General features: G+C 62.0%; 27 protein-coding genes. 6 read left to right on the forward strand and 21 right to left on the reverse strand.

Annotation, left to right across the window (positions count from 1 at the left end):
* Positions 1–36: 36 nt before the first annotated feature.
* Positions 37–1,434 carry a M20/M25/M40 family metallo-hydrolase gene (locus NX778_RS16095; RefSeq protein ID WP_258812779.1) on the reverse strand — a complete coding sequence of 466 codons (1,398 nt, stop codon included), beginning with the start codon at positions 1,432–1,434 and terminating at the stop codon, positions 37–39.
* A 217-nt stretch (positions 1,435–1,651) separates the two neighbouring features.
* Here NX778_RS16095 and NX778_RS16100 point away from each other — a divergent pair, with 217 nt between their 5' ends.
* Entirely contained in the window at positions 1,652–3,217 is a 1,566-nt protein-coding gene (locus NX778_RS16100; RefSeq protein ID WP_258812780.1) for a L,D-transpeptidase family protein, read from the forward strand.
* Here the strand turns inward: NX778_RS16100 and NX778_RS16105 are convergent.
* On the reverse strand, positions 3,212–3,901 hold the full coding sequence (locus NX778_RS16105; RefSeq protein ID WP_258812781.1) for an NnrU family protein: 690 nt from the start codon (positions 3,899–3,901) through the stop codon (positions 3,212–3,214). The genes NX778_RS16100 and NX778_RS16105 overlap by 6 nt on opposite strands.
* 136 nt (positions 3,902–4,037) lie before the next feature.
* On the opposite strand from NX778_RS16105, the gene NX778_RS16110 reads away from it, so the two are divergent.
* Positions 4,038–6,749 (forward strand): bifunctional diguanylate cyclase/phosphodiesterase, encoded by a 2,712-nt coding sequence (locus NX778_RS16110; protein WP_258812782.1) that lies wholly within the window; start codon positions 4,038–4,040, stop codon positions 6,747–6,749.
* Between the two features lie 85 nt (positions 6,750–6,834).
* On the opposite strand, the gene NX778_RS16115 is transcribed toward NX778_RS16110, so the two are convergent.
* On the reverse strand, positions 6,835–7,227 hold the full coding sequence (locus NX778_RS16115; protein WP_307728080.1) for a GFA family protein: 393 nt from the start codon (positions 7,225–7,227) through the stop codon (positions 6,835–6,837).
* 797 nt (positions 7,228–8,024) lie between these two features.
* On the opposite strand from NX778_RS16115, the gene NX778_RS16120 reads away from it, so the two are divergent.
* A complete protein-coding gene (locus NX778_RS16120; protein ID WP_258812783.1) occupies positions 8,025–8,393 on the forward strand; it encodes a hypothetical protein in 369 nt (122 codons plus the stop codon).
* Positions 8,394–9,266: 873 nt separating this feature from the next.
* Here NX778_RS16120 and NX778_RS16125 read toward each other — a convergent pair.
* From NX778_RS16125 to NX778_RS16140, 4 genes are all read right to left on the reverse strand, one after another.
* Positions 9,267–9,845 carry a DUF4760 domain-containing protein gene (locus tag NX778_RS16125; protein ID WP_258812784.1) on the reverse strand — a complete coding sequence of 193 codons (579 nt, stop codon included), beginning with the start codon at positions 9,843–9,845 and terminating at the stop codon, positions 9,267–9,269.
* A gap of 282 nt (positions 9,846–10,127) precedes the next feature.
* On the reverse strand, positions 10,128–10,430 hold the full coding sequence (locus tag NX778_RS16130; RefSeq protein WP_258812785.1) for a DUF5076 domain-containing protein: 303 nt from the start codon (positions 10,428–10,430) through the stop codon (positions 10,128–10,130).
* 122 nt (positions 10,431–10,552) lie between these two features.
* On the reverse strand, positions 10,553–10,843 hold the full coding sequence (locus NX778_RS16135; RefSeq protein WP_258812786.1) for a hypothetical protein: 291 nt from the start codon (positions 10,841–10,843) through the stop codon (positions 10,553–10,555).
* A 124-nt stretch (positions 10,844–10,967) separates the two neighbouring features.
* The gene (locus NX778_RS16140) at positions 10,968–11,390 is read right to left on the reverse strand and encodes a hypothetical protein (protein WP_258812787.1); all 423 of its coding nucleotides are present in this window, start codon (positions 11,388–11,390) and stop codon (positions 10,968–10,970) included.
* A gap of 245 nt (positions 11,391–11,635) precedes the next feature.
* Between NX778_RS16140 and NX778_RS16145 the strand changes: the two genes are divergently transcribed.
* Complete coding sequence (locus tag NX778_RS16145) at positions 11,636–12,520, forward strand: TraB/GumN family protein (RefSeq protein WP_258812788.1); 885 nt, start codon at positions 11,636–11,638, stop codon at positions 12,518–12,520.
* A gap of 148 nt (positions 12,521–12,668) precedes the next feature.
* Positions 12,669–12,896: a hypothetical protein gene (locus NX778_RS16150; RefSeq protein WP_258812789.1), complete on the forward strand. Its 228-nt coding sequence runs from the start codon at positions 12,669–12,671 to the stop codon at positions 12,894–12,896.
* A 4-nt stretch (positions 12,897–12,900) separates the two neighbouring features.
* On the opposite strand, the gene NX778_RS16155 is transcribed toward NX778_RS16150, so the two are convergent.
* The 11 genes from NX778_RS16155 to NX778_RS16205 form a co-directional block, all read right to left on the reverse strand.
* The gene (locus tag NX778_RS16155; RefSeq protein ID WP_258812790.1) at positions 12,901–14,073 is read right to left on the reverse strand and encodes a Gfo/Idh/MocA family protein; all 1,173 of its coding nucleotides are present in this window, start codon (positions 14,071–14,073) and stop codon (positions 12,901–12,903) included.
* On the reverse strand, positions 14,070–14,498 hold the full coding sequence (locus NX778_RS16160; RefSeq protein WP_258812791.1) for a GNAT family N-acetyltransferase: 429 nt from the start codon (positions 14,496–14,498) through the stop codon (positions 14,070–14,072). Before NX778_RS16160 ends, NX778_RS16155 begins: the two co-directional genes overlap by 4 nt.
* 29 nt (positions 14,499–14,527) lie before the next feature.
* Positions 14,528–15,208 carry a TMEM175 family protein gene (locus NX778_RS16165; RefSeq protein ID WP_258812792.1) on the reverse strand — a complete coding sequence of 227 codons (681 nt, stop codon included), beginning with the start codon at positions 15,206–15,208 and terminating at the stop codon, positions 14,528–14,530.
* 95 nt (positions 15,209–15,303) lie between these two features.
* Entirely contained in the window at positions 15,304–15,885 is a 582-nt protein-coding gene (locus tag NX778_RS16170; RefSeq protein WP_258812793.1) for an ester cyclase, read from the reverse strand.
* A 44-nt stretch (positions 15,886–15,929) separates the two neighbouring features.
* Positions 15,930–17,351 (reverse strand): MFS transporter, encoded by a 1,422-nt coding sequence (locus NX778_RS16175; RefSeq protein WP_258812794.1) that lies wholly within the window; start codon positions 17,349–17,351, stop codon positions 15,930–15,932.
* A 30-nt stretch (positions 17,352–17,381) separates the two neighbouring features.
* Positions 17,382–18,461, reverse strand: coding sequence for an AI-2E family transporter (locus NX778_RS16180; protein ID WP_258812795.1), 1,080 nt, complete (start codon positions 18,459–18,461; stop codon positions 17,382–17,384).
* 15 nt (positions 18,462–18,476) lie between these two features.
* The gene (locus tag NX778_RS16185; RefSeq protein WP_258812796.1) at positions 18,477–19,070 is read right to left on the reverse strand and encodes an SCO family protein; all 594 of its coding nucleotides are present in this window, start codon (positions 19,068–19,070) and stop codon (positions 18,477–18,479) included.
* 1 nt (position 19,071) lies between these two features.
* Entirely contained in the window at positions 19,072–19,965 is an 894-nt protein-coding gene (gene cyoE, locus NX778_RS16190; RefSeq protein ID WP_258812797.1) for a heme o synthase, read from the reverse strand.
* A complete protein-coding gene (locus NX778_RS16195) occupies positions 19,962–21,110 on the reverse strand; it encodes a COX15/CtaA family protein (RefSeq protein WP_258812798.1) in 1,149 nt (382 codons plus the stop codon). Before NX778_RS16195 ends, cyoE begins: the two co-directional genes overlap by 4 nt.
* A 2-nt stretch (positions 21,111–21,112) precedes the next feature.
* Positions 21,113–21,664: an SCO family protein gene (locus NX778_RS16200; protein ID WP_258812907.1), complete on the reverse strand. Its 552-nt coding sequence runs from the start codon at positions 21,662–21,664 to the stop codon at positions 21,113–21,115.
* A 16-nt stretch (positions 21,665–21,680) separates the two neighbouring features.
* Entirely contained in the window at positions 21,681–22,412 is a 732-nt protein-coding gene (locus NX778_RS16205; RefSeq protein ID WP_258812799.1) for an SURF1 family protein, read from the reverse strand.
* 36 nt (positions 22,413–22,448) lie between these two features.
* On the opposite strand from NX778_RS16205, the gene NX778_RS16210 reads away from it, so the two are divergent.
* The gene (locus NX778_RS16210) at positions 22,449–22,652 is read left to right on the forward strand and encodes a twin transmembrane helix small protein (protein WP_258812800.1); all 204 of its coding nucleotides are present in this window, start codon (positions 22,449–22,451) and stop codon (positions 22,650–22,652) included.
* A gap of 127 nt (positions 22,653–22,779) precedes the next feature.
* On the opposite strand, the gene NX778_RS16215 is transcribed toward NX778_RS16210, so the two are convergent.
* From NX778_RS16215 to NX778_RS16225, 3 genes are read right to left on the reverse strand one after another with little or no spacing between them, the layout of a single operon-like run.
* Complete coding sequence (locus NX778_RS16215) at positions 22,780–23,637, reverse strand: cytochrome c oxidase subunit 3 (RefSeq protein WP_258812801.1); 858 nt, start codon at positions 23,635–23,637, stop codon at positions 22,780–22,782.
* 57 nt (positions 23,638–23,694) lie between these two features.
* Positions 23,695–23,901: a DUF2970 domain-containing protein gene (locus tag NX778_RS16220; protein WP_258812802.1), complete on the reverse strand. Its 207-nt coding sequence runs from the start codon at positions 23,899–23,901 to the stop codon at positions 23,695–23,697.
* 4 nt (positions 23,902–23,905) lie between these two features.
* The gene (locus NX778_RS16225) at positions 23,906–24,472 is read right to left on the reverse strand and encodes a cytochrome c oxidase assembly protein (protein ID WP_258812803.1); all 567 of its coding nucleotides are present in this window, start codon (positions 24,470–24,472) and stop codon (positions 23,906–23,908) included.
* Positions 24,473–24,524: the final 52 nt, after the last annotated feature.

A 24,524-nucleotide genomic window follows, 5' to 3' on the forward strand; every position in this document is an offset into this window, starting at 1 on the left:
TTTTAACGGCCTGCGAAGCTCTGGGCGACACTCCACTTACCCAGCCAGGCGGTCCAACAGGTACACCCAATGATCGACGTCGTCGTCGAGCGCCTTGACCGGCAGGCGCTCGTCGCGCCCATGCGCGCGCATGTCGGTTGGGACAATGCCCCACGAGCCATCGACGCCATACACCGGAATGCCGATCACGCGGAACGGACGCGCATCGCTGGCGCCCGTGCTCATCTCCGGGAACACCGGCGATTTCGGATGATGCAGGCGGACCGCGCCGGTGAACGCATCGACGATATCCGCCCGCAGCGGCGAGGCCAGCGACGCGGCATTCTTGTCCGCGCGCGTGACGACGACGCCCCTGTCGGCGACGATCTTTTCCAGTTCCGCTTTCACGGCATCGGGTGACACGCCGGGCATGATGCGGCAATTGACGTTGGCGGTCGCGGTCTGCGGCAGGGCATTGTCCGCATGGCCGCCCGACAGCAGCGTGGCCACGCACGTGGTGCGGGTCATGCCCACTTCGCCCTCATCGAACTCGATGGCATCGGCGGCGCCATCGTCGGCAGGGTTGCGCAGCCAGGCGCGCATCGCCTTGCCCAGCGCGCCCGACTCGGTTTTCTCGCGGCCCGCGAAGTAGGCGCGCGTGGTTTCGTTCATCACCGGCTGGAAGCGGTGGGTTTGCAGGCGCTGCAGCGCATTGGCCAGCTGATAGATCGCGTTGTCCGCCCGCGGCTTGGACGAGTGGCCGCCGCGATTGCGCGTGGTGAGGGTGTAGTCGGCAATGGTCTTTTCGGCCGACTGCAAGGTGAAGCCAAGCGCGCGGCCGTCTGGCGCGAATCCGCCGCCACCGCCGTCCGCGTTCAAGCCGTATTCGACGTCGAGCAGGTCGTGCCACTTCGTCGCGCCAAGCTCCGCGCCGATCCCGGTGGTCTCCTCGTCACCGGTGTAGAACACGATGATGTCGCGCTTTGGCTGGAAGCCGGACGCCTTCAGCTTGAGAACCGCGGCGGTGGTCGCGGCAATGCCCTGCTTGATGTCGGACGTTCCGCGGCCATAGTAATAGCCGCCCTTCTCCGTGAACGCGAAGGGATCCGTCTCGGACCAGTCTTCGCGCCGCGCTTCCACCACATCCATGTGCGCCATCACCATGATCGGCTTGGCGGCCGGCGTGCCCGGCGCACGCCAGCGAACGATCAGGGCCGCCGTCTTTTCGTAGGGGATGACCTTGATGTCGGCATCGGGAATGCCGGCCGCGCGGTATTGGTCCGCGAGGTAAGCGGCCAGTTCGGGAACGCGCCCGCGCCCCGCTACCGTCGGTACGTTGACGGCATGCTCCAGCAGCGCACGCGCCTTGGCGTGCCATGGGTCGTTTTGCGGTGTCGCCTGGGCGATCGCCGGCACGGCCAGCAAAACGAGTTTGAACAGATGTCGCTTCAGCATGCGTGATGTCCTTTCGAAGAGCGGAGGTCGCAAGATTGCGGCAACGCTAACATACATGCGCGGAGGAAACAATCGCATGCCCGACTTGCACACTGTTGCTGGGCATCGCCAAATCCGGCAGGTATGATGCGCATCGGTAATGTACGGTTGCCGAAGTTCGAAAGCATCAATGAAGCTCAGCCTGAAAATCGGTGCCGCGCTCGCGCTCTGCGCAGCTGTGGCGCTTGTTCCCTGTTCCACGCTCGCGCAGCCAGTCCCGGCCACCATTCATGCGCTGGCCGTCCAGGCCTCGCGGTCGTCCGTGATGCCGTCGGGTCCGTACGACGAACGCGGCTGGCTCGTTCGGTTTTACTCCCCGCGAAACTATGCGCCGGCCTGGACCCCGTCGACTGCCGCGGCGGCCTTGTGGGTGCTGCGCCACGCCACACTGCAGGGCCTGGACCCACGCGACTACGGCGCCGACGCGCTCCAGGCCCAGCTCAGTTTGGGCGAAGCCGATTCCGCCGGTTTCGACGTCGCGCTGACCTCGGCGATGCTGCACTACATGGCCGACCTGCGCGTCGGTCGCGTGCGTTCCGAATATCACACGCGCCTGCCCGATGCGCGCCTGAAGCAGTACGACCCGGTCGAGCGCCTGCGCACCGGGCTCGCCGCCGGCAAGCTGCAAGCCGCGGTGCAGGCGGCCGAGCCGCAGTTCGAACAGTACGGACAGGTGAAAGCGGCGCTGGCGCATTATCGCGCGCTGTCGAAGCAGCCCTACCCTCCGCTTCCGAAGCCGCGCACCAAGGTCGCAGCCGGCGGCGCTTACCCGGCCGCGGACGCGCTGTTCAAGCGCCTGGTGCTGCTGGGTGACCTGCCCGCCGATGCGCCTCCCCCGGTCGATGGAATCTACAGCGAGCGGATGCAGGAAGGCGTGCGGCATTTCCAGGCGCGGCACGGGTTGGACGAGGACGGCCTGCTGGGCCGCGGCACCATCGACGCCCTCAACGTGCCGCCCGCGCGGCGGGTACGCCAGCTCGAACTGACGCTTGAACGCCTGCGCTGGCTGCCGGATTTCGGTCCCGGTCCGCTGATCGTGGTCGACCTGCCGGCCTACCGCCTGTGGGCGCTGAATAAAGGCAGCGCCGAGGCGCCACTGGAGATGCGGGTCGTGATCGGCACTGCGCTCAAGACCGAAACCCCGCTGTTCGTTGGCCAGATGCGCTACCTGGAGTTCAACCCCTACTGGAACGTCCCACGGAGCATTCTCGAAAAGGAGATCCTGCCCAAGCTCGCGCGCAACCACGATTACCTTGCCCGGAACGAGATGGAGACCGTGCCGCCGGGTGCGAGCGCGGCCGACCTGCAGGCAGGCCGCGCGCGCGTGCGCCAGCGGCCGGGGCCAAAGAATTCACTGGGCGCGATCAAGTTCGCGATGCCCAATCCGATGGACATCTACCTGCACTCGACCCCGGCGCGCGAGCTGTTCAAGCGCAGCCGCCGCGACCTGTCGCACGGCTGCATCCGGGTCGAACATCCCGAGGTGTTGGCGCAGTACGTGCTTGGCCAGAAGGCGTCGTGGAACGCCGAGACCATCCGGGGCGCGATGCAGCCCGGACCGACACGGCACGTCGACCTGGTCCACGCGATTCCCGTCGTGATTTTCTACGCCACCGCCATTGTCGACAGCAAGGGAAGTCCGCGCTTTGCAGCAGACGTCTATGGGCGCGACGCGAAGCTCGAACAGGAGCTGGCCACACGCCGCAGCCAGCTTCTCGCGGCGAGCGAAACCCTGGCTCTATAGCAGCCAACGCCAGATGCCTGCTGGCGCGCCGGTCAGCGGAATGTGCGCCCACGTGGCCAGCAGCCAGAGCACGACGCCGCCGCCGAGCACCAGCACGCTGAAACCGCCGAAGCGAGTGCGGCCTTGCGCGATGGCCGCGAAGGGCCAGTAGCTGGTGCGGCCCTCCCAAGCCGTCCAGCCCTGTGGATCGAGCTCCGCCTTCTTGCGATCCTGAAGCGCCGCGCCAACCAGGGACAGCACGATGATGGCGACCGCCACGACGATGTTTTTCGCCACCGGGTAGACCAGGATATGCACCACGCCCCAGATGGCGAACGCCCACATCATCGGATGCCGGGTCATGCCGTAGACGCCCCGGGCTTCCGCCCTACCTGCATTGCCGGCGCCGGGCATGGCCGGGTTGCGGATCAGCGATCCGACCATCATGACGGAGGCAAGCAGCATCAGGATACTGGCGACTCCCCACATTCCATCGCCGACGTTCCACAACGGTGCCGTCGGCGGAGCCGCCCGGTAGGTCCAGACCGTGGCGCCGAGGGTAGCAAAGGCGACGGCGGCGTACAGGGCCAGGAAACCCTTCTCACTCATCGCGCTGACCAATGGACGCCGCAATGGATGCGACAGGATGAAATGCGTGCCCACGAAAGCGCTGGCGCATGCCAGCAGTAAGGTCAATTTCCCCATGCGCGTCTCCTCCATCACAGTCGTAGGTTGAACAGGTCCGCTTTTTGCCTTGAACAGCCCGCTTCGCCAGACGTCCCGGCAGCATCAGTGAGAGCAAGGTGTAAGATAGCATCAGGGGAATCCTGCGAAGGAAAAAATGGCCTTGCAATCCTTCCGCAAGGTGCGCCGCAGCTTGCTGGCCCTCGTGATTGCCTTACCAGCGCTTTACGCTGTGGTTGCAGGCCTTGCCATCATGCGCGATTACCGCTCGACCATCGAGCAGGCCGAGTCGGACATGCGCAATATCGCTACTACGCTCAGCGAACATGCTATGCGTACCTTCGGCGAGGCGGACATACGCTTGCGGGCCGCGATCACCGAGATCGAAAGGCTCCGCCTGGAGCCCGTCCCCAACGACCAGTTGGCACTCCACAATATCCTGGCCGACGCGATGAAGGACGCCCCGCAGGTGGCGGCCATCGGTGTCATCGCGCCCGATGGAATCAGCCGCGGCAGCGGGTCGGTCTATCCCATCGCCCCGTTCGATAACCGTGACCGCGAGTATTACAGCTACCTGACTACCCATCACGGCTCCGGCACGCACATCGCGCGGCCGATCAAGGCCCGCTCCAACGGCAAATGGGGCATCCCGCTCGCCCGCCGCATCGATAACCCCGACGGATCGTTAAAGATGATTGTCGAGATCGCGGTCGACATGTCGTATTTCGACCGCATCTACCGCAGCCTGAACCTGGGCGAGGGCAGCCGGCTGACGCTGATGCGGCGCGACGGCTGGGTCATCATGGCGACGCCAATGACGCCGGACGCGCTTCAACTCAACCTGGCGAATAGCCCGGTACTGGCGCGGCTAACCCGCGCAAACAGCGGCGCCTTCCGCAACGAAGACAGCGTGGTCGACCACCGCGACCGCATCATCGGCTATGCCACAGTCCCGGAGTCCCAGGTCGTCGCGGTGGCGACCATTACCAGCAACCAGGTGCTGGAACCGTGGCTCAAGCGCAGCGGGGAGACTGCGACGGTGGCCGCCGTGTCGTCGCTCTTGTTGCTGGGATTGTTGAGCGTGCTGTGGATACGCCTGGGCGAACTGGAAGAGACGCAGGCCGGCCTGGCGCGCCGCAACGAAGAGCTGGATTCAGCCCGCCGCCGCTTCCAGGAATTGGTGGACGGAATCGACGGCATCGTCTGGGAAGCGCTGCTGCCCGATTTCCGCTTCACTTATGTCAGCGGCAATGCGAAAGCGATTTCCGGATACGACGCACAGGAATGGATGGGCGATCCGCACTTCTGGAACAACAAGCTGTGCTGCGGAGCGGACGGGAAACGCGTCGAGCCGGTGCTGGTGGTCGGCAGCCGTGGGCTGTTCAAACCGATCGAGCACCGCTTGCAAGCGCCGGACGGCAGGGAGCTTTGGCTTCGCAGCAACGTCATGGTTGCCGACAGCATGGGACAACTGCACGTGCGCGGCATCACGGTGGATATCACGCGCCAGAAACGGTCGGAGGCCCAATTGTTTCAGGCCATCCACGTCGATGCGCTCACCACGCTGCCCAACCGGCACGCTTTTGTCGAAAGCGTCGGACACGCGCTTGCATTGGCTGAACGAAACAAGACGATTGTCGCGATCGCGCTGATCGACGTCGACAATTTCAACACCCTGAACGACAGCCTCGGCCACGAGGCCGGCGACGAGATGCTGGTCGGTATCGCCGAGCGCCTGCATGAATGCCTCGGGCCGACCGACACCCTGGCCCGGATGGGCGGGGACGAGTTCGCGATCCTGATCGAGGATGTGGACCGCGTCGCGCTGAAGGTGGAGCAGCTGGCCGAACGGATCAATGCCGCCTTCCAGCGACGAATTCCGGCCGACGCGCGCGAGCTGTATGTGACTGTCAGCATGGGCATTGCCTTGTACCCGCAGGACGGCGCGGACTACCAGGCCCTGGTGCGCAACGCCGACACGGCCCTTTACCGCACCAAGGCCGCCGGCCGCAACAACTGGCAGTTCTTCAACAGCTCGATGGCGCGCCTGGTCGAACACCGCCTGGACATGGAAACGGCCCTGCGGCAGGCCCTCGACAAGGAAGAGTTCCGCCTGGTCTACCAGCCACAGTACTCGCTGCAAACGGACAGCATCATCGGCGCGGAAGCCCTGCTGCGGTGGGACCGCCCGGGCGTCGGCCTGATCCCCACGCAGGAGTTCATTCGCGTGGCAGAGGACAGCGGTCTCATCGTCGCGCTGGGTAACTGGGTGCTGCGCACGGCATGCTGCCAGGCCGCTGCCTGGCACCGGGTGGGTTTTCGCGTTCGGATCGCGGTCAACGTGTCGGTCACGCAGTTGCGCCAGGCCGATTTCGTGGAGCGCGTCCGTGACGAGCTGGCGCATTCGGGCCTGCCGCCGCACTGCCTGGAGCTGGAAATTACCGAGGGCGCACTGATTTCCGATATCGTCGAGGCGCTCGACAAGCTCCACGAGATCAAGGCGATGGGTGTCGAGCTCGCGGTGGATGACTTCGGTACGGGTTATTCATCGCTGTCCTACCTCAAGCAGATGCCGGTGGATCGCCTCAAGGTCGACCAGAGCTTTGTGCGCGACATTCCCAGCAATAGCGACGACTGCGCCATCGTGCGGGCGATCCTGGCGATGGCGTCCAACCTGAACCTGGAGGTGATCGCCGAAGGGGTCGAGTCGGAACCGCAAATGGAGTTCCTGCGCGGCGAGGGCTGCCAGGAGATCCAGGGCTTCCTGTTGTCGCCGGCGGTCAGCGCGGACAATTTCCTTAAGCGCTTTTTTGGCGCCGGACGTGGCCGGGCAGTGAAATGGCGCGAGAAGCTGGGCGGGCGGCCTTGAGTTTGTGGAAGAGCGCTGGCTATGTTAGGGGTGGTTGGGCACTTGATTCATTGGACGACCTGACCCCGCAGGGTCGCTGATCGTCTCAGGGGATGTGTTCAGCGTCAGGGGGAGGCACCACCCACTTGTGCATCCTTGACTCGTACACTGATACGGTCGGTGGAAAAAAGTCTGGATCGGCAAACGCGCCCACGGGGATGGCGAGGTATTCACTTAGTGCCAAGATTTCATAGTAAACGGTGGAACCGCATGTCCCGCAAAAATGGAACCTGGCGCCCGGCCCGTCATCACCCACGCGGACGAATTCATTCGATTCACCGGTGACGGTCACGTTCTCGCGCCGGAACCTTGCCTGCTGCGCGAAAGGACCGCCGGTACGACGCTGGCAAGCCAGGCAGTGACAGACAGAGACGCGAACCGGTTCGCCAATAACACGGGCGGACAGCTGCCCACAACTACAGCACGCCATTCGGATCATTCAAGTACCCTCCCATGATAAAAAACCGCCCGACGCCATCGTCGTGCTCCGGCACTGGACGGAAGGTTCGCTATCGACCTATTGCGGACGTCCATTCCTTATAATGGTCAGGTCGTCATTGAAGATCGGGATGAACATAGCCTCGCTCGATAACTCTGAAATCGTTATCGACCACCCAGCCATAACCCCTATTTGGACAAAGCACCTCTGTGTACCGAAATACTTTTTCGGTTTGCACTCGCCCGGGAACACAACTATCTCCAACTCGCAGCGTAAATGACACTATCTTGCTATCGCCAACATGATCGCTGTACACCGGAATGTTTTTTCTGGCAACCCATACTTGTAGATCAGCATTCCTACAGCAACCAAACAGGCAAGTGGTCGACAGCAAAACAACAGTAATTATTTTCGCCATACGTAGATTTTTTAAACGAAGATCGATCCAAGCCAACCCGTCAAAGTCCCACGGGTTATGTCCGCTCATAGCCGATAGCGCACTTTCGCAGGATCTGTTACCGAGCCATCATAGCTATAGATCAGATTTAGGCAGGGAGTTAGACTGCCAAGCATGTTTTACCGCTTCGGTAACAAGTCGCGTTTCGCTCTTATAAGGCTCCAGCGACACATCCGTATCAAACCCGAACAAGACTCGGTCAACTGCCCAAAATGCGAACTGAATTGGCCTTGCGCGGCCAGGGACATTTACTGAGAGGGAGAGAAGCTTTGCCTCGCCAGCTCTGACTGGCAGCGGTAACAAGTCCCCGCGCGACACCTCACCGCTCAACATCCTGTACATGCACATGCAAATTCAGTTTGGCTCGTGGTGGCAGCGACTACGTCGAGGAGGAGTTCTACTATCTCCGATTGAGCAAAGCGCGCTGGCCATCTTTCGCGAAACGATGCCCTCTAATTTTCATATCGCCATCGATGCCCAGCTCAAGGCACTGAACCTTGCGCAGCGTGACCTCGATTGGAAGGGGCTTCGCCTGTATCGCAAGTTAAATGCGGTGATCAGGATATGCCCTTCTGGCCGACTGCAGCCTACACGAGGTGCGGCTGTCGACCCAATCCGGACGTTCACCTATTTCCGCCTGTATTTTGAGAGCAAACTCCAGGCGACTGCATATGTGGCGGAAAAAACAAGAGTATCAAGCCAGTGGTAGTTTGTTGGTGTCCCACGTAGGTAGGCAAGGATTACGTGTGCTGCAAGTCCAACAAAAGTAATCAATATAAATGTGCCGATAATTCTTTTCATAACAACCCTTGCAATATATCTGCGGCGGGCGCTACCGGACGCCCGCTATCGACCCATTCCAGACGTTTAGATATTTGGAAATTTAAGAATTTCTACAGATGTTGGGCCACCCTGTTTGACCTTGCTCAGTTTTCTGTCGGTCTATTTGGGTTCCTTACGACGATCTCGACTGCGTACTGAAATCCACACACCTATCGCAGCGAACGCCACCGCCAAGACCTCGCCCAAACTCATTTGTCGGCCAATCCATTGGGATATAAGGTAGTCAAGCAGTATTAAAATGACGTATGCGATGAACATTTTCAGGAAGCTCATACCTAGACCTTTCGAAGATCTCCTAGTTGATACAGCATCCACACTTTTCTTTGCTGTGCTGTGCTGTGCTGTGCAGTGCAGTGCAGTGCAGTGCTCCAGTGATCGCTCCACTCAAATAACTTGCAACAAACCCGCCCAAGCCCTGAACAGTCGCCTCCGCATCGCCCAATCTGAGCGCTGCAAGTCCTCCTATCCCCAAGGCCGGGACGGCTCCAGCAAGGGTTCCACCGAGGGTAGTCGCACCAACCTCAACCCAATCGACATTCTTCAGGATTCCAAGTTCAACCGCTGTATGTCTGCTCCTGGCCTATCTCGGCCGTTCAGCTTACGGCGACTATCGGCGAATGCACTGCCTAGAACCAGCCACAGCATCATCTTGGTAAATTGCCGTTGGGTCACAGACCTGCCGAAGGCAAGTCCGCTTGAAGGAAGGGTAAGGCGCCATTCTTGTAGCGCGATTAGAGAATCAGACAAGCCTATTGAGCTTGGCCTGAACTTCGCGAAGCAACTCATTTCTCTTCCCGGCCTTTAGGCTATCTGCGCGGATTTTCCAGCGAACGGCAAGCCAATCGAAAGCGATCCAGCTTCGGCCATCCAGCGCCTGCTGCTCCTTCATGACAGGGCGTAGCCCGGACCACATTTCGATTGCGAGCGGAGCATAGTTATCATAGAGTAAGTCCTCGTCCATAACACCGTACTTGACATAGAGGGCAAGCTCGTCCCATTCGTTTAGAAGGAACACAATCGCCCGCTGATCGGAAGGGCGGAGTTTGTTTAATGGCTCGTCAGCGGTCAACGCCCCACTACGGACAACCGCTATCGCTCGGTGGAGCGACTGCTCGATACGCGGGTTCCTATAGGTGGAAATCTTGTCCAAGGTGTTGCGCTGGCGCGCCGATGCCTTGGCAGTTCTATACGTTGCATACGCTAGTCCGATGCCAGCCAAAACGAGGACTTGAGCTAGGAAATAGAGAAACTCTGCCGTCCCACGCCAATTGGTGACAAAGTCGTCCCAGCCAGAAGCAAGTAATGATGGTGCGTTCATGGCGCCTCACCTTGGGCTAAGCGGCTGGCCGCCGCGAGATTAAACAAGAACTAAGGCGCTTTTGGCCAGTCCGCCTTGAGCGCCATGTTAGAGCGCGCCTGAACTCGCAAACGAACTTCCTACGGTCCTTGCCATGCTGCAGCAATTCACATGGCCCGACATCTAGCTGGAGCGCACGTAAGGTACATCGAACGTGATTGATCCGGGCCTCCGAATGACAGCTTCTGGCCGATTGCAGACCTAGTGTAGCGTCCGCTAACGACCCAAAGCGGACGGAGCGAATCAGACGAATCCGCCTTCTATTTCAGACGCGGGTACAGCCACTTCCTCATTAAACTTCGCCACGAGTTTAGCAAGGGTCTCGGTCTCATTTATGTTGCCGCCACTCTGCAGTGCCTTTGCAATGTGGCGCGCTGCATCTGCGAGGATGGTTCCCCATGCGACTTCCTCATCAATGCCCATCCCATCACGGTACATCCCAACTTTTAGCGAGCAATGCAGCTGGCCTGCAGCTACCCATACCCTCAGCATTTCCACGGAGTTCGGGTCTTGCAAAGCTGCTTTCGGTACAGGACGTTCGTTCATGTTGAAGCTCCGTTTTCACTTGTTGAGTAGCACGACTAGGCGTCTACTCCTCGCCGACTCCCGCCTGTCGCGAACAGAAGCTCGCGCCCGAAGCGAACCAAGACGGCAACTGTCGAACTTGCTCATGTTTCTTCTGGCCGGAACGCCCAACGAGCGGCATCAATCCGGATTGTGTCGCCAGATTGGAGTTCAATTTCAAACAGCCCTTCATGCGGCTGCGCTAATGAATTGACCGACGAAGATGGTCCCCAACTTTCACGTCGCGGAAGCTCTATGTTCATGAACCCCTCAAACACGAGCAGATGAGGTGGTAAGTCGACAGGACGTAACCACAAATCACATCGTGCCTCCTCCCAGCTGATGTAGATGGCTGCCAGTACGGCATCATGAAGCGGCAGAGAGTTAAAGGTCATCCGATATCCCAACGATGTACGAGCGTTGCCGCTTCTGGCCGGTTGCTGTCCTCTAGTGTACGGCAGCACCGACCCGAAGCGGACCTCAAGCCAACCCGCAATTCGATGCCATTCGCCGGACCGCTCAGCCAGGTTTACAGATAACGCCATAGGAATCGAATATCGCTCCTGCGAGCTCGACCATTCTTAGGCCGCTCCGTTCCCAGAACATGAGAAAGTAATACAACTTATCGAAAGGAGCTTCGGTTTCCATGCCGTGCAACGCGCAAATCGTGGTCCTGATTTGCAATACATCAGGATCATCCGACTGATCGCGTCCTTGGATTTCGTTCCAAAGTTCCACGCGCACAGCCAATACCTCGCCGGCCGTCGCCACACCTTCGAGGTATTGTTTGGCGGTCAAAACGGCAGATCGAGCGGTGACGGGTAGGCATTCAATGACCCGACCCAGCGCGTTCACCATGAAGCGTTGAGCATTGGCGTGTTGCGCCGGATCATCCAGATCTACTGCAGACGAAATCACATCAAAAGGGTCACAACGGGACATGTTGATTTCCTGACTACACCAAAATTTGCGAATTCTTTGACCGTCCGCTTCTGGCCGACAACAGACCTTCGAATAGTTAAGTCTACGCCTTTATTGATCCAACTAGGAAATATCGCCGCTAAACTTGCCGACGCCCTGCTCTGGCAACCTTTCAGCTCTATCCAGATCGCATTGGAAATTGGATAGCCGCAGGGAAATTGAAACGATAGAATTCGCACAGTTAACTCCGATTCGAGGAAACGCTGATGGCTCGTCGGCTGATTATTTTTGTTCTTGCTGCGTTCATCCTCTTAGCCGGCCCGGCTTCAGCGGTTGAGCGCGGTGCACTGTTCAAGGTTAGCGGTCACGGCCATACGATGTACCTGTTCGGCACCATCCACATGGGGCTGCCCGAATTTTTCCCGCTCGACGATTCAGTCACCCGCGCTCTGGCAGCATCCACCACGCTGGCCTTGGAAATCGATCCGACTGTGCAGAATACGAAGATGGCCGCGGCGTTACAGCAAGCCGCGCTGACCACGCCCGCCATTGTCGCCGCCATGCCCCCTGCGCTCGGCCCCCGCCTGAGGAGCCATTTGGAAGCGCTGGGCGCGCCGGCGACGCTGTCCACCAAGCTCAAGCCGTGGATGCTGGTCATGACGCTGGAGCTGATCGAATACGCCAAGCTCGGTTATCGACCCGACCTGGGCGTCGACGCGCACCTGGCCAAGCTGGCACACAGCCAGAACATCAAGGTCATCGCCCTGGAGACGGTCAAGAGCCAGATCGACTTGTTCGACCGCCTGCCCGTTGCCGACCAGTGGACGATACTGGATGAGGCCCTTGCATCGCTGGATTCGGGCGAAGCGCAAGAAGATGTGCAGTCCGTCACCAACGGCTGGGCCAGGGCCGATCATGCGACGCTCGACGCCCTGGCGCTCAAATATGAAACAGACCAGCGGCTGTCGTCGCAGATCCTGCAGCGCCGCTTACTGACTGCACGCAACGGGCCGATGGCCGACAAACTCGACGGTTTGTTAAAACGTGAAAAAAATACGATGGCGGCAGTCGGGCTCATGCATTTGATAGGCAAGGACAGCGTGCCGGCTTTGTTGCGCGCAAAGGGGCTGAAGGTGGAGCAGGTGTATTGAAGGGCGCGGTGCCCTTTCACTGGCAATTTTCGTCTTGTATGGTCTTCAACTGAGACATTTTGTCCCGATGTATGGATATTGCGTTTGAGTAGTATGAAGCTGCTGAAGTAGTGCTCCTCAAATAGCAATAGCCCGGAAATACAAATTGATGGACTGGATCCCTTTACTCTTCGTTACGTTCAAGGCTCTCGTGCTCGGCGTCGGCATGTTCTTCGCCATCAAGTGGCATTACGACAAAGGGAAGACGACGAACGAGAAGCGCGCGGTGCTGCGCGGGGCCGGCACGGCGGCCGCAATCTTCGTGCTAGCGCTCCTGGGCCTGGGGCTCTTCACCCTGGTCCTTGTCAGGAAGCTTGGTTTGGACATGTCCATCTGAAGAATCAGACCACTATCGGCCGCGTCGCATTCTTTTGCGCCTTCAGCACCAACTCGGCCGCCAGCAAGGCCTGTTCCTGATTTTGCGCCGTCTCGGTCCGGTTGACGATATCCGCGACGAACTCGCGCCCGAATGGCAGGTCAAGCTTGCTGCAATCCAGGTGAAGCGCTTCCTTTCGATCGACGATCAGCAAATGGTTGGCGCCGGGCCGCCCGACCGGATCGATATATTTGCGCAGCTCGATATAGCCTTCGGTGCCGAGGATGAACAGGCGGCCGTCACCCCAGGTCGCCAAGCCATCGGGCGTGAACCAGTCCACCCGCACATAGCCGGTGCCGCCATTCCCGGTCAGCATCATGTCGCCGAAGTCTTCGAAATCCGGGTATGCCGGATGGGCGAGGTTTCCGGTCTGGGAAGCGACCACCGTTGCCTTGGTCGAGCCGGTATAAAACAGGAACTGGTCGGCCTGGTGCGAACCGATGTCGGTCAGGATGCCGCCGTAGCGCTTTTTATCGAAAAACCAGCCCGGCCGCGATGATGCCCTCAGGCGATGCGGCGCCAGATTCACCGTTTGGATGACCTTGCCGATGGCGCCGGCTTGCACGAGCTCCCCGGCTTTCACGGCTGCCGGCACTTCCAGCCGTTCGGAATACATGACCGCGAACTTGCGCTTGGTCTCGCGGATGGTCTTGCGCACGGCGGCAAGCTGGGCAAGGCTGGTAATGGCCGGTTTATCGCTCAGAAAATCCTTCTCGGCTTTCATCACGCGAATGCCCAGCGAGGCACGCTCGTCGGGAACAGGTGCCGCAATCACAAGCTGGATGGAACGGTCCTGCAGGATCGCATCTTCGCCAGGCGCTTCAGGTATGTCGCCGAAGCGCGCGCGGAACTCGGCAAGCTGCTTCTCCTTCAGCCCCTCCCGGTTCGTCGACAGGACGGAAACAAGCTGCCCGCCGCCGCGCAGGACGGCAGCCGTCATGCTCATGATGTGACCGTGATCCAGTCCAATGACGGCAAAGCGAATGGTGTGCTTGGGTGGCGCGACGTTCGCATTTGGCCCGAGCACTTCGTGCCGGATGTTTTCCGACGCCGTTTGGGCGATGCCGGTGCCGGCAATGGAAGCGGATCCCGCCAATCCGGCCAATTGAAGAAAGCGCCTGCGATCAAACAGGTTCATTTTGCCGTTCCCGTCTGCTTGCGCACCCGGCGCATCAATTTGACGGAGCCTTCGACAGGTTCAAATCCGAACTGCCTGTAGAGCGAATGCGCATCCTGCGTTGCGAGCATCAGCGCGGGGACTTCTTCATGATCCAGTTTCGCCAGCATCGCCTCGACCAACTCCTTGCCGTAGCCACGCCCCCGATAGCTGGGCAAGACGAAGATATCTTTCAGGTAGCCCATGCTCGCGAGGTCGGTAATAGCGCGGCCAAAAGCGACCTGCTTGTCACCAACAAACCCTGCAAAGCACAGCGAGTTTGAAAGTGATTTGGTGAGCGTCTCCAGCTTGAGTCCTCGTGCCCAATACGACTCGTTAGCAAGGAACTGATGGATAAGCGGGATATCCATCATTGAAATGTCATTCGATATTCTCAGACTGCTCAAGATAGCATCCTTGTTTGCAGAGTTAAGCTTTAAGCCGGCTGGCTTGGCGCTTCCGGCTCTTCGTCAATCAGCAGCGGCGCCGGTTTCTGCATGCGCGTCGCAATGTGCTCCGCGACGGGACGCACGAGGAACATCAGCCCGAACGCGATGTTGGCCTTGCCCGGCAGGGCATAGGCCAGCGGAATGGTGAGGAGCGAAATCAGCATCATGCCGCTGGCGCGCACACAGGCCGCATGCCAGGTGTGCGCATCGACGGGATGCACGCACAGTTCCGGGTTGCGGTAGATGTGCCGCCACATCAGCAGCAGCGCAAGACCCATCGTCACCAGCACCGCGCCATAAACGATCTGGCCGATTTGCGTCGATGATTGCGCGTTGACGGCCGCCGCGAAGGGCAGGAGGCTGGCGCCGGCCAGCATCAGCATGGTGAAGCGAATCAGCTTGCTGTCGATTTGGCGCACATGCGAATACAGCCGGTGGTTGGCGACCCAGAAGATGGCCAGCACGAGGAAGCTGATCACCCACGATTCGAAGTTGGGCAGCAAATCGACCAGCGCGCGGCGCACGCCGGCTTCGTCGAGGTCGCGCGCGCGTTCGGGCAGGCGCAGGTCGATCACGAGCAGCGTCATGACGACCGCGAAGATGCCGTCGATGAGTGCTTCAAGGCGATGCTTGCTCAGGTGTGCGGGATTGGACGGCGTCTCGTTCATGGGGGATCGCATCGGAATGGACAGTCCGAACATTCTGGCCGCTCATGTATAAAAATGCAATCCCGCCACCCCAGCCTACAACTCCCTGCGCAGACCTATTGCTTCGCACCGATCTGCTGCATGAGTGTCGCGTTATCCCAGAAAAGATATTCCTCACTCATCGTCCCCTGCTTATTCCAATGCCCCAAGGTCGCCATTGGAAGATGGTATTTCTTGCCCGTTGGCTGGATAATTTTTCCGTTCCCCATATCCATCGGTTTGCTGAACGTACCGTCGAGATAGCCCATAACGGCAGTCCATTCGCCATCCGGCGTACCAAACCGCACCGGATGCTCGGTAATCCTGTTGTCGGGCGCGAAGGTCCACATGAATTTCAATTCCTTGATGTGGTCCGGGAGGCCTTTGGTGGTGTGCCCGTCGGGGTAATGCACGACGATATCCTTCGCATGGCTCCGGTGAAGGTTCTCCCATTGTTGTCCGGTGTAGACGTGGAAATCCAGGTCATCGAAGTTCGCCAGGTTCTTTGCCAATTCTTGCGGAATACCGGGCACTTGGGGCGCGGGCTTATTGACGGACGTACCCGGCCATTTATCGCTTGCCTGCACCGGCGCCGCAACGAACAGCGCCGCTGCGACGATTACCGTATTTCCCGCTAGAACACATCTAAGGCTATTCATGACGTCACCTCTTTCGGTGTGGTTAATGAATCTAGATTGTGCGACTAAGGACGGGCATCGTCGCGCACGAACACGAAACCAAAGCCGCCCGCCAGCAGCGCGGCCAGCGCGCACACCATCGACGCCAAATGAAACTGATGCACCAGGCCCGATCCACCCGAAAGCAGCGCGCCAAGCAGCGCCGTGCCCACCAGGCCGCCGAGTCTTGCGACCGCACTGTTGAACCCGGACGCGAGACCGGTGTGCGCGGTATCCACCGACGACAGCACCGCAGTGGTCAAGGGCGCGACCGCGATGGCCATGCCCAGCGCGATGAGCAGCACGGCGGGCAGCGTGGTGCGCCAGTAGCTGCCGTCCGCGCCGATCCGCAGCAGCAGCGCGAAGCCGGCTGCGACGATCAAGGGGCCAACGGTCAGCGGCCAGCGCGCGCCGACCTTCGCGGCCAGCCTGCCCATCAAGGGAGAACCCGCCGCGATCACGATCGGCATCGGCAGCATTGCGGCCCCCGCCTGCACGGCCGTGTAGCGGCTCGCTTCGATCAGCACGAAAGGCAGCATGACCAGGAGTGCGCCCAGCGCGCCGTACAGGAACAGCGTGAGCAGGTTCAGGCCGAGGAAGCTGCGCGCACCGAGCAGTGCCAGCGGCAGCATCGCGCGTTCGCCGCGATGGCGTTCGACCACGACCAGCCAGCCGAGGCAGGCGACGCCGCCGGCAGCCATCAGGGCCGCGCTCCACCCTGCCCCGCCACCGCCGGTGACACTGGCCACGCTCCAGGTGACGCCCGCCAGTCCGGCCGTCGCCAGCGCGGCGCCGGCGATGTCCAGCGGCGGCTGGTTCCGGTTGGCGTCATCGCCGAGGCAACGCACGGCCAGCAGCAGCGTGGCCGCGGCGATTGGCAGGTTGATGTAGAAGATGGCGCGCCAGCCGACGACGTCGACCAGCCAGCCGCCCAACAGGGGCCCGATGGCGCCGGCCGCCGCGCCGACGGCGGCCCAGATGCCGATCGCGCGGCCGCGCTCCTCGCCGCCGAAGGTGGCACCGAGGATCGCCAGGCTGTTCGGCATCAGCAGCGCGGCGCCGGCGCCTTGCAGCACGCGCGCGGCGGCCAGCGAATTCAGGTCGGGCGCCAGCGCGCACAGCAGCGACGCGATCGCGAACACCGACACGCCCAGCATCAGCACGCGGCGCCTGCCATAGCGGTCGCCCGCCGCGCCGCCGAGCAGCAGCAGCGCGGACAGCGGCAGCAGGTAGCCATTGACGATCGACGACAAGCCGGTGCCGCCCGCGCCCAGGCTTTGGCCGATGGCGGGCAAGGCGACGTTGACCACCGATCCATCGACAAACGCGAGGCTGGACGCGAGGATGCAGGTCGCCAGCACCATGCGCGCATGCTGCGGCGCTTGCGGGCGTGGAGCGGTGGATTCGGCAAGGCCGCGGTCGCAGGCGGCGGGAAGCGATGTGCTCATGTCTTCATTCCGACGCCCTTGCGCGGCGCCTCAGTCGTTGCGATCGGTGTGGTGCTCGGCCTGCACCACGATCATGTCGGGCGTGCCGGTCCACTCGTTGAGCAGCGAGTAGCCAACCGCCAGCAGGGTCGGCCCGATGAACATGCCGACGAAGCCAAATGCGATCACGCCGCCCAGCACCCCCAGCAGCACCAGGATGAAAGGCAGGCTGCTGCCGCGGCTGATGAGCATTGGGCGCACCACATTGTCCACGCTGCTGATCAGGAGCGCGCCCCACACCAGCATGAAAATGCCCCAGCCCACCTGGTGCTGCGAAAACAGCCATAGCGCCGCGCCGATCCACACCACCGGCGGCCCGATCGGCGCCAGCGAGGCGACGAACACCAGCACCGACAGCAGCGGCACCGCGGGCACGCCGGCAATCGTGAAGCCGATGGCGGCCACCAGCGCCTGCGCCAGCGCGGTGCCGAGCAGGCCGTACATCACGCCGCGCACGGTCAGGCTGACGATCTCGATGACGTTGGCGGCCCCCTGCCCCACCAGCTTGTGCATCGCGACCGAGACCACCCGCACCAGCGTGTGGCCGTCGCGGTACAGGAAGAAGCTGACGAAGGCCGCAAGGCTCATCTGGATCACGCCGGTGCCGAGCATCAGGCCGCCGGTGAGCAGGTAGTGGCGCGCCGGCTCGATCATGCGCTGGGCGAAGTCCATCATGTTGTCGCGGCTGGCGACCAGCTCGCGCAGGTAGTCGTCCAGCCACGGACCGGCCAGCGGCACCTCGCGCACCCAGGCCGGCGGCAGCAGCTCGCCCTGCTTCAACGCGGCGGTGATCTGTTCGTAGGCGACACCGACGTTGTCGGCCAGGTTGTAGGCGACCAGCGCCAGCGGGATGATGACCAGCAGCGTCAGCGTGAGGGTCATGGTGAGTGCGGCCAGCGTGCAGCGGCCGCCGAACTTGCGCAGCAGGACCAGGTACATCGGCCATGAGGAGATCACCACCGCGGTCGCGAACAGCGATGCGGCGAGGAAGGGCCGCAGCACCCACAGGCAGCCGATCGCCAGCAGGACGATGGTGGCGATGCGCGTCCAGCTGCCGTTACGGGGCTCCATGCGCGCGCCGCGGGGTCAGGTCAGCAGCTGCTTGATGTCGTGCACCAGCGGCGCCGGGCCCTGGCCATGGCGGACAAACAGGCGCAGCTTGCCATCGCGGTCGAACACGTAGGTGCCGGCGGTGTGGTCGATCGAGTAGTTGTCGGGCGAGCTGCCCTGGACGCGGGTGTAGAAGACCTTGAATTCCTTGGCCACCGCCGCGGTCTGCTCGGGCGTGCCGTACAGGCCGACGAAGCGCGGGTCGAAGGCCGGCACGTAGCTCTTGAGCAAGTCCGGCTTGTCGCGTTCCGGGTCGAGGGTGATGAACAGCACCTGCACCTTGTCGGCCTGCGGGCCGAGCTGCTTCATCACGTTGGCCATTTCGGCCATCGTGGTCGGGCACACGTCCGGGCACTGGGTGTAGCCGAAGAACACCAGCACCACCTTGCCCTTGTAGTCCGCCAGGGTGCGCGGCTTGCCGTTGAAGTCGTTGAGGGCGAAGTCGCGCGCGTAGCCGAGGCCGGTGACGTCGGTGTTGTCGAAGCTGGGCTTGGCTGCCGGCTTGTCGCAGCCGGCGAGCGGGACCGCCACCAGCGCGGCCATTGCCAGGGAGGTGAGCAGTCGTTTCATGTCAGAACTTGTAGTAGTGATCGACCAGCAGGGCCGCGAACAGCAGCGACAGGTAAATGATGGACCAGGCAAAAGTCTTGCGCGCGATGAGGTCGGTGTAGCGTTTCCACACCAGCCAGGCGTAGCGCAGGAAAATGCCGTTCAGGACCACGGCGGAGGCCAGGTACAGCAGGCCGCTCATGCCGCAGGCGAAAGGCAGCAGCGTGGTGGCGGCCAGCACCACCGTGTACAGCCAGACGTTCAGGCCGGTGAACTCCATGCCGTGCGTGATCGGCAGCATCGGCAGGCCGGAGCGCTTGTAGTCGTCGCGGCGGTACATCGCCAGCGCCCAGAAGTGCGGCGGGGTCCAGACGAAAATGATCAGCACCAGCAGCCAGGCCTGCATCGGCACCTGGTCGGCCACGGCGGCCCAGCCCAGCGCCGGCGGCATCGCGCCCGACAGGCCGCCGATGACGATGTTCTGCGGCGTGGCAGGCTTGAGCAGGATGGTGTAGATGACGGCGTAGCCGACGAAGGTGATGAAGGTCAGCCACATGGTGAGCGGATTGACCTGGGTGTACAGCACCCACATGCCGGCGCCACCGAGCAGGCCGGAGAAGGACAGGGTCTGGGCGCGGGTCAGCTCACCCATGGCGGTGGCGCGGCGCGCGGTGCGGGCCATGCGCGCATCGATCTCGGCTTCCACCAGGCAGTTGACGGCGAACGCGGCGCCGGCCAGCAGCCAGATGCCGATGGTGCCGTAGATCAGCGGCTGCCAGCCAGGGAAGCCGTCGGTCGACAGGAACATGCCGATCACCGCACAGAACACTGCCAGCTGCGTGACGCGCGGCTTGGTCAGGGCCCAGTACTGGGCGAAACGGGTGGGCGGCTTGTGGATCGCGGTCTGTGTGGTCATGGTTGGAGGCTTGCGGGCGCAGCGGCTTGACGACTTGGAACGTGAACCGCGGCCAGTTGATACTTGGCCTTGTAGTTTAACATGGTCACCAGAAGGACGAGCAGGGCCGCCCCGGCGTTGTGCAGCACGGCGATGGCAAGCGGGAAACTTAAGTAAACAGTGGCAACACCGGTCAGGGCTTGCAGGGCCAGCGCGGCCGCCAGCCATTTGGCCACCGGACGCAGCGCCGCGTGCGGCCAAGCGCGCCAGATGGTTGCCGCCAGCACAACAACGACGATGGCCGCGAAGTTACGGTGCACCCAATGGATCGCGGTCAGCGCCGAGAACGGCAGGTAGTGGCCAGCCGCGGTCTTGCCCAACTCGCGCCACAGGGTGAAGCCGTGTTCGAAGTCCATCGGCGGGACCCAGTGGCCATTGCAAGTCGGGAAATGGTCGCAGGCCAGGGTCGCGTAGTTAGTGCTTACCCACCCGCCCAGGAACAGCTGCAGCGCCAGCACGACAGCCGAGGCGAGCGCGAGCCGGCGCACCTGGCGCAGGCCGGCCGGACGGGGATCCGGCTGCGGCGGCTTGAGGATATTGTCTTCCTGGCCACCCAGCCAGACCAGCAGCGCCAGCAGGCCCAGTCCCAGCAGCAGGTGGGTGGTGACGATGATCGGCTGCAGCTTCAGGGTCACGGTCCAGGCGCCGAACGCGCCCTGCAGGCAGACCCAGCCGAACAGCAGGGTCGGCATCAGCGGTGCGAAGGCGCGGTTTTGCGAGCGGCGCCATTGCAGCCAGGACTTGATCATCAGCGTCAGGATCAGCACGCCGATGCCCATCGCGATGTAGCGGTGGATCATCTCGATCCAGGCCTTGAACACGGTCACCGGGCCCGTCGGCATGGCGGCCTCGGCGGCGGAAATCTGGGCGTGGGCGAGGAAGGGGTTGGCCAGGCCGTAGCAGCCGGGCCAGTCCGGGCAGCCGAGGCCGGAGTCGGTCAGGCGCGTGAAGCCGCCGAACACGATCAGGTCGAAGCAGAGGAAGGCCGCGACCCAGACCAGCTTGCGGTACTTGTTGGCGTCGGCCGACATCCACACCATCGACAGCGGCAGGCAGGCGGCCAGCAGGCCGGTGACGCCGAGTTGGACCAGGGTCGAGACTTGCATGATCAGCCGATAGCCGAAGCCGCGAGCAGCTTCTTGACGTCCTTGTACATTTTCTGCGGGGCCGGGTCGGCCGGGAAGCGCATCATCAGGTTGCCGAGCGGGTCGACGATGTAGATGTGGTCCTCGATCTTGCCGCCCTCTTCCACCGGCAGCCACTTGGCGACCGCTGCCGGGTCGGCGTGCAGCATGTGCATGCCGTCGTATTCGCGGATCAGCATGGTGTCGATCTGCTCGCGGTCGGTGATCAGCCAGACGCGCTCGATGCGGTCCATTTCCTTGCCCTGCATCAGGCGCTCCTGGCGCATGGTGTAGAGCTGCTTCTGGCACGCTTCGGCGCAGGCGCCGCCGCCGGCTTTCACCATCAGCCACTTGCCCTTGTAAGCGTCCAGCCCTTCCGGCTGGCCGGCCAGGGTCGTGCTGGACAGCGGCGGGATCGGGTGCTGGCGCGGGTCGATCAGCGCGCCATAGTTGCTGCGCGAGGTCGGCTTGATCACGTAGTAGGTGAAGTAGGAGGCGATCACCGGCGAGGCGCACACGGCCATGATCGCGAGCATCTTCCAGCGGCCGCGCTTAACGGGGGCCGGGGTCGTCGTGTTTTGATCCACTGCGAAATCCTGTTATCACAAAGAAGAGGAAGGCCATGGTGGCCAGCCCGTACCACTGCAGCGCGTAGCCCTGGTGGGTCTCGATGCCGGTCGATGGCAGCGGCCAGTCGCGCACCAGCGCGTCGCCCTGTTCCTTCGGTCCGGTCTGTTCAATAAAAAACGGCTGGAGCGGCAGGCCGCTGGCCTGCGCAAACTGTACCGGCGTCACGTTCTGCACGATGGCGCCGGGCTTGAGCGGCGCCGCAGTGCCCAGCTGGAGCACGTGGCCGAGATCGCTTCTGACGGTGCCTTCGATCGTCGCCGGACCCGCCGGCGTCGCGTAGGACGGGCGGCGATCATGCACCTTGGGATCGGCCGGCAGCCAGCCGCGTGCGACCAGCACATAGGTCTCCGCGCCCGCTATTTTAAACGGCATCAGCAAATAAAACCCGCTTCTCCCCTGGTAGGGCCGGTTGTCCATGAACACGGGCCAGCCCGGCATGAACTGTCCGGTAAGGCGCACGTGGCGGAACTCGGGCGGGATGGTGGACGGGCCGAGGTCGAGCGGAGGCTGGGTGCTTTGCTGGGCGATGCGGTCGCGCAGCGCGATCTTCCCGGCGGCGCGGCGTTCCTGCCAGTTGCCGAGCGCTATGCCGAGGGCGACCAGGAGAATGGTCGCGATCAGGGGAATGGGCCGAAAACGGAAGCGCAGACGCATTACAATGGAGCTTCAAAAATACTTATTCGGCAGACCATGAAAATCTTTGTTGCGATTGCCTTTGCGCTGATCCTCGCGAGCCTGGGCTCGGCGCTGTTCTTCCTCATGCGCGACAAGGGCAAGAGCAACCGCACGGTGCAGGCGCTGGCGATGCGGGTCGGGCTGTCGATCACGCTGTTCCTGCTGGTGCTGGGGATGTACAAGCTGGGGTGGATACAGCCAAAAGGCCTGCCTTACTAAAAACCGTCGTCCCGGCGCAGGCCGGGACCCATGCCGAGTGTGCGATTAACGCGGCCTTTGCCACAGCTCACACGGTCTATGGGTCCCGGCCTTCGCCGGGACGACGTTTCAACGCTAACGGATCGGCTTACATCCAGTAGACGATGACGTACAAGCCCAGCCACACCACGTCCACGAAGTGCCAGTACCACGCCGCCCCTTCGAACCCGAAGTGCTTATCCGGCGTAAAGTCCCCGCGCATCACACGGTACAGCATCACCGACAGCATGATCGCGCCCATGGTCACGTGGAAGCCGTGGAAGCCGGTCAGCATGAAGAAGGTCGAACCGTAGATGCCCGACGACAGCTTCAGGTTCAGCTCGGTGTACGCGTGGTGGTACTCATAGGCCTGGAAGCCCATGAAGGTCGCGCCCAGCAGGATGGTCAGGAACAGCCAGAACGCGGTCTTGCCGCGATGGCCGGCGCGCAGCGCGTGGTGGGCGATGGTCAGGGTGACGCCCGAGCTGAGCAGCAGCGCGGTGTTGATGGTCGGGATCGGGAACGGGCCCATGGTGCTGAACCCTTCCACGGTGCCGGCCGGGCCCACGCCGCCCCAGTGGCCGGCGAAGTCGGGCCACAGCAGCTTGTGGTCGAGGTCGGCCAGCCACGGCATCGTGATCGAGCGGGCGTAGAACAGCGCGCCGAAGAAGGCGCCGAAGAACATGACTTCGGAGAAGATGAACCAGCTCATCGACCAACGGAAGGAGTTGTCGATGCGCGCGTTGTACTTGCCGCCTTCGGATTCGCTGATGGCGTCGCCGAACCAGAAGTACAGCACGGTCAGCACGCACAGGATGCCGAAAATGTTGACGTACGGCCCCCAGGGCGCACCGTTGACCCAGCCCGACGCGCCCGCCATGGTGAGCAGCATCGAAGCGCCGGCGGCCAGCGGCCACCTGGACGGGCCCGGCACGAAATAGTACGGCGCGGTGTTTGGCAAACTCATCTTCATCTCCTAAGTTCTAACTTATTTCTGTTGATTTGCTGCTCTTTTCTGCTTTATCTACTTCGATACTGCGAACCTGACCACCGTCACCAGGATTCCGATGAAGATCACCACCCCGATCAAGCCGGCGATGATCACGTGGATCGGATTCAGGTTCGCCGCATCGTGCTCGTAATCCTTGCGCTTGCGCACCCCGAAGAAGGACCAGAACACCGCCTTCATGGTCGCCAGGAAGCTTGCGTTGCGGGGTTTCTGCTCGCTCATCGCCCTATCCTTTCGGCTGCGCCGCCCCGCCGATTTCGAAGAAGGTGTACGACAGCGTAATCGTCTTCACTTCCTTCGGCAGCTTCGGATCGACGAAGAACACTACCGGCATCTGCTTCGCTTCCTTCGGCCCGAGGGTCTGCTGCTTGAAGCAGAAGCACTCGACCTTCTTGAAGTACGGCATGGCCGACTGCGGTGCGTAGCTTGGGATCGCCTGCGCCGCCACCGTCCGGTCCTGGGTGTTGACCACCTCGTAGGTCACGGTCGTCAGCTCGCCCGGATGCACGGTGATGCTGTTCTGCGTCGGCCGGAAGCGCCACGGTCCCTGCGCGTTCGCGTCCAGTTCGACAACGATGCTGCGCGACCGGTCGACCTGGGTGTTGGCCGGCATCTTCACTGTCCCGTCCTTCTGGGTCAGCACATTGATGCCGAGCTCTTCGCAGATCTGCCGGTACAGCGGCACCATCGCGTAGCCGAATCCGAACATCACCGCGGCGACCACCACCAGCTTGCCCAGGGTGCTGCGGTTCAGGCGCAGGCGGCGGCCCGCCGATGCTTGGGTGGTGCTCACGTCAGTTGAACCAGATCCGTTTGACAAAGACCATCACGAAGAAAAACAGCGG

The organism is Massilia terrae, from assembly GCF_024753145.1.
Taxonomy (GTDB): Bacteria; Pseudomonadota; Gammaproteobacteria; order Burkholderiales; family Burkholderiaceae_D; genus Telluria; species Telluria terrae.

Bases quoted from the DNA above. Each gene is read 5' to 3' on its own strand.
- NX778_RS16095 (WP_258812779.1), bottom strand. From the start codon at position 1,434: ATGCTGAAGCGACATCTGTTCAAACTCGTTTTGCTGGCCGTGCCGGCG.
- NX778_RS16105 (WP_258812781.1), bottom strand. From the start codon at position 3,901: ATGGGGAAATTGACCTTACTGCTGGCATGCGCCAGCGCTTTCGTGGGC.
- NX778_RS16110 (WP_258812782.1), top strand. From the start codon at position 4,038: ATGGCCTTGCAATCCTTCCGCAAGGTGCGCCGCAGCTTGCTGGCCCTC.
- NX778_RS16115 (WP_307728080.1), bottom strand. From the start codon at position 7,227: ATGATCCGAATGGCGTGCTGTAGTTGTGGGCAGCTGTCCGCCCGTGTT.
- NX778_RS16120 (WP_258812783.1), top strand. From the start codon at position 8,025: ATGCACATGCAAATTCAGTTTGGCTCGTGGTGGCAGCGACTACGTCGA.
- NX778_RS16125 (WP_258812784.1), bottom strand. From the start codon at position 9,845: ATGAACGCACCATCATTACTTGCTTCTGGCTGGGACGACTTTGTCACC.
- NX778_RS16130 (WP_258812785.1), bottom strand. From the start codon at position 10,430: ATGAACGAACGTCCTGTACCGAAAGCAGCTTTGCAAGACCCGAACTCC.
- NX778_RS16135 (WP_258812786.1), bottom strand. From the start codon at position 10,843: ATGACCTTTAACTCTCTGCCGCTTCATGATGCCGTACTGGCAGCCATC.
- NX778_RS16140 (WP_258812787.1), bottom strand. From the start codon at position 11,390: ATGTCCCGTTGTGACCCTTTTGATGTGATTTCGTCTGCAGTAGATCTG.
- NX778_RS16145 (WP_258812788.1), top strand. From the start codon at position 11,636: ATGGCTCGTCGGCTGATTATTTTTGTTCTTGCTGCGTTCATCCTCTTA.
- NX778_RS16150 (WP_258812789.1), top strand. From the start codon at position 12,669: ATGGACTGGATCCCTTTACTCTTCGTTACGTTCAAGGCTCTCGTGCTC.
- NX778_RS16155 (WP_258812790.1), bottom strand. From the start codon at position 14,073: ATGAACCTGTTTGATCGCAGGCGCTTTCTTCAATTGGCCGGATTGGCG.
- NX778_RS16165 (WP_258812792.1), bottom strand. From the start codon at position 15,208: ATGAACGAGACGCCGTCCAATCCCGCACACCTGAGCAAGCATCGCCTT.
- NX778_RS16170 (WP_258812793.1), bottom strand. From the start codon at position 15,885: ATGAATAGCCTTAGATGTGTTCTAGCGGGAAATACGGTAATCGTCGCA.
- NX778_RS16175 (WP_258812794.1), bottom strand. From the start codon at position 17,351: ATGAGCACATCGCTTCCCGCCGCCTGCGACCGCGGCCTTGCCGAATCC.
- NX778_RS16180 (WP_258812795.1), bottom strand. From the start codon at position 18,461: ATGGAGCCCCGTAACGGCAGCTGGACGCGCATCGCCACCATCGTCCTG.
- NX778_RS16185 (WP_258812796.1), bottom strand. From the start codon at position 19,070: ATGAAACGACTGCTCACCTCCCTGGCAATGGCCGCGCTGGTGGCGGTC.
- cyoE (WP_258812797.1), bottom strand. From the start codon at position 19,965: ATGACCACACAGACCGCGATCCACAAGCCGCCCACCCGTTTCGCCCAG.
- NX778_RS16195 (WP_258812798.1), bottom strand. From the start codon at position 21,110: ATGCAAGTCTCGACCCTGGTCCAACTCGGCGTCACCGGCCTGCTGGCC.
- NX778_RS16200 (WP_258812907.1), bottom strand. From the start codon at position 21,664: ATGCTCGCGATCATGGCCGTGTGCGCCTCGCCGGTGATCGCCTCCTAC.
- NX778_RS16205 (WP_258812799.1), bottom strand. From the start codon at position 22,412: ATGCGTCTGCGCTTCCGTTTTCGGCCCATTCCCCTGATCGCGACCATT.
- NX778_RS16210 (WP_258812800.1), top strand. From the start codon at position 22,449: ATGAAAATCTTTGTTGCGATTGCCTTTGCGCTGATCCTCGCGAGCCTG.
- NX778_RS16215 (WP_258812801.1), bottom strand. From the start codon at position 23,637: ATGAGTTTGCCAAACACCGCGCCGTACTATTTCGTGCCGGGCCCGTCC.
- NX778_RS16220 (WP_258812802.1), bottom strand. From the start codon at position 23,901: ATGAGCGAGCAGAAACCCCGCAACGCAAGCTTCCTGGCGACCATGAAG.